At 74.1% G+C, this 4,187-nt stretch carries 5 protein-coding genes and 1 pseudogene; 2 read left to right on the top strand and 4 right to left on the bottom strand.

Annotated features, from left to right (window positions below):
* Window positions 1-179: 179 nt before the first annotated feature.
* Window positions 180-320, bottom strand: a complete 141-nt coding sequence (locus HUX53_RS08540; protein WP_176402619.1) for a hypothetical protein — start codon at window positions 318-320, stop codon at window positions 180-182.
* The gene (locus HUX53_RS08535) at window positions 320-1,453 is read right to left on the bottom strand and encodes an acyl-CoA dehydrogenase family protein (protein WP_176402618.1); all 1,134 of its coding nucleotides are present in this window, start codon (window positions 1,451-1,453) and stop codon (window positions 320-322) included. Before HUX53_RS08535 ends, HUX53_RS08540 begins: the two co-directional genes overlap by 1 nt.
* Window positions 1,454-1,639: 186 nt before the next feature.
* Here HUX53_RS08535 and HUX53_RS08530 point away from each other — a divergent pair, with 186 nt between their 5' ends.
* The gene (locus HUX53_RS08530; RefSeq protein ID WP_176402617.1) at window positions 1,640-2,212 is read left to right on the top strand and encodes a hypothetical protein; all 573 of its coding nucleotides are present in this window, start codon (window positions 1,640-1,642) and stop codon (window positions 2,210-2,212) included.
* Between the two features lie 9 nt (window positions 2,213-2,221).
* Here the strand turns inward: HUX53_RS08530 and HUX53_RS08525 are convergent, their stop codons facing one another.
* Window positions 2,222-3,397, bottom strand: a complete 1,176-nt coding sequence (locus HUX53_RS08525) for a winged helix DNA-binding domain-containing protein (RefSeq protein ID WP_176402616.1) — start codon at window positions 3,395-3,397, stop codon at window positions 2,222-2,224.
* Between the two features lie 19 nt (window positions 3,398-3,416).
* A complete protein-coding gene (locus tag HUX53_RS08520) occupies window positions 3,417-3,755 on the bottom strand; it encodes a hypothetical protein (protein ID WP_176402615.1) in 339 nt (112 codons plus the stop codon).
* Window positions 3,756-3,901: 146 nt separating this feature from the next.
* Here HUX53_RS08520 and HUX53_RS08515 point away from each other — a divergent pair.
* Window positions 3,902-4,187 (top strand): annotated as a pseudogene (locus HUX53_RS08515) (hypothetical protein); the annotation flags it as partial.

Genomic DNA, 4,187 nt, shown 5'->3' with positions numbered 1-4,187 from the left:
GTGCATCGGCGACCAGTTCCCCGTACTCAGCGTAGCCGATAGATCACCTGGACCCCGTCCGAACGCCATTACCGGTAAGGGGAGCCCCGTTACAAGCATCCGTCCCGCCCGCCGCGCGGATGCGTTTCACACTGGCGGTGTGCCACCCGGGGCGCGCGGGTCCGAAGAGCACGGCCGGCTCACCCCCGGGGCGGACCCTTGGCCCCGCTGCCGCCCGCCTCCTCCGGCACCCCGACCAGCGCCAGCCCGGACTCTGCCAGCGCCGGCCACGGGTCCTCCCCGGACAGGATCTCGTTCGCGGTCTCCTCCAGCAGCTCCATCAGCGCACTCCCAGGCCGCGCGCGACGATGCCGCGCAGGATCTCGTTGGTGCCGCCCCGCAGCGTGAACCCGGGCACCTGGACGACCGACTCCGCCAGTGCCCGGGCCAGCGGGTCGGGGGAGGCGAGGTCGGGCTCGACGTCCGCGTGCTCCCGGACCGTCTCGATGACCTCGCGCTCGAACCGCGTCCCGAGGTCCTTCACCAGCGCGGCGGGAATCTCCGGGGTCAGCCCGGCGTCGAGTGCGCCCGCGACGGCCAGGGACGCCTGCCGCAGCGCCCACAGCCGCGCGGTCAGCCGGCCGAGGGCGCGCCGCGCCGCCGGGCCGTCCGCGCGGCCGTGCAGCAGCCGGATGAGCAGGAACGTGCTGAGCAGCCGCTCCGGACCGCTGCGCTCGTAGGCGAGTTCGGCGGTGACCTGCCGCCATCCGTCCCCGATGCGGCCGAGCACCATCGCGTCCGGGACGAACGCGCCGTCGAACACGACCTCGTTGAAGTGGTGCTCGCCGGACAGCCCCCGGATCGGCCGGATCGCCACCCGCTCGTCCGGCAGCGGGACGATGAACTGGCTCAGCCCCGCGTGCCGGTCGTCCGACCTGGGGGAGCTCCGTGCGAGGACGAGCATCGCGTGCGCGATGTGCGCGCCGCTCGTCCACACCTTGGTGCCGTGCAGCCGCCAGCCGCCCTCCTCCCGGCCGGCGCGGGTGCGGACGGACGCGAGGTCGGAACCGGAGTCGGGCTCGCTCATCCCGATCGCGAAGAAGCACTCGCCGCGCGCGATCGCCGGCAGGAACCGCGCCCTCTGCTCCTCGGTGCCGTTGGCGAGGATGCTCGGCCCCGTCTGCCGGTCGGCGATCCAGTGCGCGCCCACCGGTGCCCCGGCGGCGAGCAACTCCTCGATCACCGCGAACCGCTCCAGCGGGGAGCGGCCGTGGCCGCCGTACCGCTCGGGCAGCGTCATGCCGAGCCAGCCGCGTTCGCCGAGCGCCCGGCTGAACGCGGGGTCCGCGCCGGTCAGCCAGCTGTCGCAGCGTGGCGTGAACGGCGTCTCCGCGAGGAACTCCCGCACCCGCCTCCGCAGCTCGGCGGCCTGCGGGGGGAACGTCCCGGGCTCCAGGTCGGACGGTCTGGCCACGTGCGCCTCCTCGGTCTCCGGGCGAGGTTACAGACGCGCCCCTATGCGCCGGTCAGCGGGCCCTTACCAGGGGCCGTTCTTGGCGGGGATGGAGTTGTCTGGGATCGTTGCCTTCCCACAACCGGACGCTCAGGGGGAGAACACGAGATGTGGCCGGGCTCGGACCTGCCGACGGGATCACCGCCCATGGGGCCGGCGACGCCGTCCTGGGTCCCGGAGCGCCGCGTCGGCCCGAGCGCGGGCTGGTACGTGCTGCCCGTCGTCCTGCTCTTCGTGGCCTTGGTTGGCTTCTTCGCCGTGCTCGCGTTCCTGTGGGACGACTCCAAGGTCGCGGACGGCCCCCCGGCGGCCGGCGACCCGGTCGTCGGCGTGCGGGTCCAGCTCTCCGAGGGGTACGGCTACTTCCTCTACGTCCGCACCGGCGGCTCCTCGCCCTACTCGTGCGTGGTCGACCTCGGCGAGCGGTCCGGGCCCGTCCGGCTGACGCGGAAGAACTCCTGGAGCGCGACCGACCGCGCCGGCTACCGGTACACGGCCACGTTCCTGGCGCCGGTGTCCGGGACGGCGCGGCTCACCTGCAAGGGCACGGACGGCCCGATCCTGGTGACGCCGGACGACACCGTCCACGGCTACCTCGGCTTCGCCCTCCTGGCCGCCCTCGGCCTCGGCGGTCTCGCCGCCCTCAGCTTCGCGGTCACCCTCCTGCGCCGCGGCGCCGCCAAACGCCGCACCATCGCCCCGCCGCCCTACGCCCGCTGACCTGCCGGGTCAGGAGGTCAGCTCGCGTTCCAGCGGGGTGCGGAAGCGGGGGACGGGACGCACGTCGCCGTACCAGGCGGCCATCCGCGCCGCCTCCCGGTCGATCGTGGCCTCGGCGTCGGCGCCGACGTCCTCCAGGACGCGGACGGCGATCTCGCCGTCCTTGCGCTGCGCCCAGCCGCCAACGACGCGGCCGTCCCACCAGATCGACGGGCCGATGTTGCCGTTCCGGTCGAACAGCGCCGGCCCGTGGCCGCCGAGGAACCAGCCGCGCTCCTGCCAGCCCATCGGCGTCGCGTCGAGCGCGGGCAGCAGCGCCGCCCACGGCTCCGGCTCGGGCGCGGGCTCCAGGTCGTCGGACAGGACGATGCCCGTATTGCCGCCGAGGTCGACCTCGGTCACGTCGAGGAGCGCGAGGGCCTTCTTGACGTCGCCGGCGTTCCAGCCCGTCCACCACTTCAGGTCCGTGACCGGGGCGGGGCCGAACGCGCGCAGCCACCGGCGGACGAGATCGGCGCGGGCTTCGGTGGCCGGGACGTCCTCGATTCCGCCGGGCAGCCACGCCTCGACGGGCGACCACCTGTACTGGCTGCTGCCCCATGTCCCGTTGGGGCGGCCCCGCACGATGCGGCCCTCGCAGCCGAGCGTGACGAGGACCCAGGTGGTGATGCTCGTCGGCCGCGAGTAGGACTTGCCGGGCGCCGGGTCGACCTGCGTCCGCAGCATCGGGACGTCGGCGCTGAGCTGGGCGCCGGTGGCCTCCCCGCGCGCGAGCAGCGCCTCGTGCGCGGCCTCCTCCGCCGCGGCGAACAGGGCCGGGACGTCGCCGACGTCGCTGCCGCGCTCGATCATCCGGGAGTAGGTGGCGCGCTGCCTGGCGGCCAGCCCGTTCGCCGTGGACGCCTGCAGCACCGGGACGAGGCCGGTGGGCGCGACGAACATCGTCCGGCGCATGGCGAGCATCCGCAGCAGCGTGCGGTCGTCGTACAGGGCCCGCTCCACCGCGGCGGGGACGGCCTCGATACTGCGCGCGGCGACCGACAGGAACACCGTCGCCGGGTCGGTGGCGTGCAGCACGACCATGGACCGTGCGATGTCGACGACGTCGTCGGTCCGGGCCTGCGGGGCGAGCCGGTGGCGGAGCGCGAGCCGGGCCCGCCGCTCCGCCGGATTCATCGAACGCATGTACGAATACTAGACCGGATCACCCGGCATTGGAGATCTTCACCACCACATTGTCCTGGGTGACCGACTGGACCGAGACGTTGAAGCCCTCGGCCTCCTGCTCGCCCTCGCCCACCGGCACGGTCACCGTCTGCCCGGCGACCTTCAGCGTGACCATCTGGCCCTGCACGCGCACCAGTTCCGCCTCCACGCCGAGGATGGACGCGCTCGCGTCGACACCGCGGTCGAAGGTCACCGTGCAGGAGTTGACGTTGCAGGACGTCCTGCTGTTTTCGCCGCCGCACGCGGCCAGGGCGCCGAGCGGCAGCAGGGCGATCGAGATCACGGCCAGCTTCCGCCGGAGGGGAAAGGAGGTCATGCCGGGGAGTCTATGGGTGCGGACGGCTTCGCGGCGCCCTTCCCGAGGCGGATCCGTCCTGGACGAATGTGGTACCGCGCGGTGACGCGGCTGGATCTGCCGGTGCCCCCGTGCTTCGCTGATCGGATGAGTACGGAGCTGACCGGATGAGCACGGAGAGCGCGCCGGTGAACGGCGACGACGCCGCGGAGGCGCCGCTGGTCGGCCCGGTCGTGTGCGCCGCGCTGCGGATCGAGGCCCGCGCGGTCCGGCGCGGGCTCGACCGGACGCCGGTCGTGGTCGTCGGCTACCGCGCCCGCCGCGCCGCCCGGCTGCCGGACGCGTGCGCCGCCCTCGTCACCGTCGGCTTCGGCGGCGCGCTGGACGAGCGGCTGCGGCCGGGCGACGTCCTCGTCGCCGACGAGATCCGCGGCCCCGGCGGGACGGCGGTAC

Origin of the sequence: Actinomadura sp. BRA 177 (genome assembly GCF_013372625.1) — a bacterium.
Classification (GTDB): Bacteria; Actinomycetota; Actinomycetes; order Streptosporangiales; family Streptosporangiaceae; genus Spirillospora.
Note: the sequence above shows the minus strand (reverse complement) of the source record. Positions and strands in the feature narration are given on the sequence as shown.

Bases quoted from the DNA above. Each gene is read 5' to 3' on its own strand.
- HUX53_RS08520 (WP_176402615.1), bottom strand. From the start codon at position 3,755: ATGACCTCCTTTCCCCTCCGGCGGAAGCTGGCCGTGATCTCGATCGCC.
- HUX53_RS08540 (WP_176402619.1), bottom strand. From the start codon at position 320: ATGGAGCTGCTGGAGGAGACCGCGAACGAGATCCTGTCCGGGGAGGAC.
- HUX53_RS08530 (WP_176402617.1), top strand. From the start codon at position 1,640: ATGGGGCCGGCGACGCCGTCCTGGGTCCCGGAGCGCCGCGTCGGCCCG.
- HUX53_RS08525 (WP_176402616.1), bottom strand. From the start codon at position 3,397: ATGCGTTCGATGAATCCGGCGGAGCGGCGGGCCCGGCTCGCGCTCCGC.